This is a genomic window from Streptomyces sp. NPDC050743, assembly GCF_044456925.1.
In the GTDB taxonomy this organism is placed as follows: domain Bacteria; phylum Actinomycetota; class Actinomycetes; order Streptomycetales; family Streptomycetaceae; genus Streptomyces.
The window spans coordinates 1-2,177 of record NZ_JBITGJ010000292.1 but is presented as its reverse complement, the minus strand read 5'-3'; the positions used below and the strand labels follow the sequence as shown (position 1 = coordinate 2,177).

Here is a 2,177-nt window from a genome sequence, read left to right as displayed (position 1 = left end):
TCCGCGGTGATGAGCACGGCCGGTTCGAGCTGGGCGAAGCGGTCGGCGGCGGCCTTGGGTGCGTAGTCCTGGCCGCACACCGACCACACCGCGCCGAGGCTGGCGGTGGCGAGGAAGGCGATGATGGCGTGGGGGGTGTTGGGCAGGTAGCCGACCACCCGGTCGCCCTGGCCGACGCCCAGGTCGCGCAGGGTGGCCGCGACGGAGGCGACCTGGGCGCGGAGCTGCCGGCCCGTGATCTCGTAGCCGGCTCCGGTCTCGTCCAGTGCGGTGATCGCGGGGGCGTCCGGGTGCAGGTTGCGCAGTGCGTGGTGGGCGTAGTTGAGGGTGGCGCCGGGGAACCAGCGTGCGCCGGGCATGGTTTCCTCGGCCAGCACCTGCTCGTACGGAGTGGTGGCGTCGATGTCGAAGTACTCCCACACCGCGGCCCAGAATCCTTCCAGGTCCGTGACGGACCAGTGGTGCAGGGCCTGGTAGTCGGTCGGGTCCGGAATCCCTTCGGCGCCCTGGTGTCGGGCGGCCCAGCGGGCGAAGTCCGCGATGCGGCTGCCGGCGGCCGCTTGGGGGTCGGGCGGCAGGAAGGGCTCCGGACAGGGCGTGGAGTGCGGGGTGGTCATGGTGTGGTGTTCCTCGTCAGGATGCGGGCCGGGCTTCGGCGGGGCGGCGGGCCGTGTGCAGCAGGGGAGCCCAGGCGGCGGCGTCGGTGAAGTCGCCGGTGCCGGTGGGGACGGTGTCCATCACGACGCGGTCGGGGCGCAGGAGGACGGCGTCCGCCCGGCCGCGTGCCAGCCAGGCGGCCAGCGTGCCGTCGTCGTCCAGGTCGCCGACATGGATCACGGATGCGCCCAGGGCCGTGGCCACGCCCGTCATCCGTGCCGTGGGCGGCAGGGCGGTCAGCACGGCGAAGGAGTCCCCGAGGATGTCGTCGAGGCGCTCTCGCCTGCCGTCGACGATCACCCAGGATTGCGGGCAGAAGGTGCCGGCCAGTGAGCGGCCGGTCAGCCGGGGGCGGCGTCGTACCAGCGGATTGGCGGTCAGTGCGGGACTGAGGTCGCGGCTCACCGCCGCGGTCACGCCGGGGATGCGGCAGGCCGCGCCCACCACGGCCCGGCGGATGGCCGCACCGCGGTCCTGTCCGCCGGTCATGGCCCAGCCGACGGCGACCGCGACACGGATCACGTGGCGGGCGTGCGGCTTGCGCTCCTGCTGGTAGGTGTCCAGCAGTCGGTCGTCCGCGCCGTGCTGAAGGACGCGGGCGAGTTTCCAGGTGAGGTTGCGGGCGTCGCGCAGGCCCGCGCACAGGCCCTGCCCGATGAAGGGCGGGGTGAGGTGGGCCGCGTCGCCCAGCAGGAAGACGCGCCCACGGCGCCACCGGTCGGCGAGGCGGGCCCGGAAGGTGTACCGCGCCTGCCGGATCACCTCGAAGTCGTCGCCCCCGCCCCCGTGGGCAGCGGACGGCAGGTCGACCCAGGGGGCGACCAGCTCGTGCAGCTGTTCCAGCTCTTTCGGGCCGTCCAAGGTCTCACCCTCGGCCAGTCGGAACTCCCAGCGGTAGCGGTCTTCGCCGACTCGCATGTAGGTGGCCGGGCGGGTGGGGCAGCAGATCTGCTCGGCGCCTTCCCAGCTGTTCACCGGGAGGCTGGTGCGCACGTCGATGACCCGCCAGCTCTCCTCGAAGTGCAGGTCCTCCCACACGGCGCCGATGGCGTCGCGGGTGAGGCTGCCCGCGCCGTCGCAGCCGAGGACGGCGTCGGCCCACACGTGCTCGTCCTCGTCGCTGCCGTCGCGGCGGAAGGTGACCCGGACCGGAGCCGTTGGGTCGGTGTCCTGGCTGACGGACACGACCTCCACCCCGCCTCGCAGCTCGCACTCGGGGCGACGGGCCAGGGCGTCGCGCAGCAGCCGTTCCAGCTCTGGCTGGTCGAACATGCTGGTCTGCGGGAAGCCGTGGTGGCCGTGCAGGGACCGTGGGAACTCGGCGATCACGCGGCGCCGGGCGTCCAGCAGCCGCAACCCGGGCGCCGGCCTGGCGAGAGTGGCGAACTCCTCGTGAACGCCGACGCTCTGCAGGATCCGGCGCACCTCGTCGTCCGCGACGACGGCGCGTGGCAGGGGGTAGATGTCCCGGTGGCGTTCGAGGAGCAGGCTGGGCACTCCGTGCCGGGCGAGCAGGAGGG

2 protein-coding genes are annotated in these 2,177 nt (G+C 73.5%); both read right to left on the bottom strand.

Translation table 11 applies throughout. The annotated features are described in order from the left end of the window. On the bottom strand, nucleotides 1-617 hold a 617-nt coding region (locus ACIBJF_RS53075), incomplete at its 3' end, for an AMP-binding protein (RefSeq protein ID WP_399185064.1). Nucleotides 618-633: 16 nt separating this feature from the next. Further along, nucleotides 634-2,177 (bottom strand): bifunctional 3-(3-hydroxy-phenyl)propionate/3-hydroxycinnamic acid hydroxylase (locus ACIBJF_RS53070; RefSeq protein ID WP_399185063.1); only part of this gene is annotated, 1,544 nt, incomplete at its 5' end.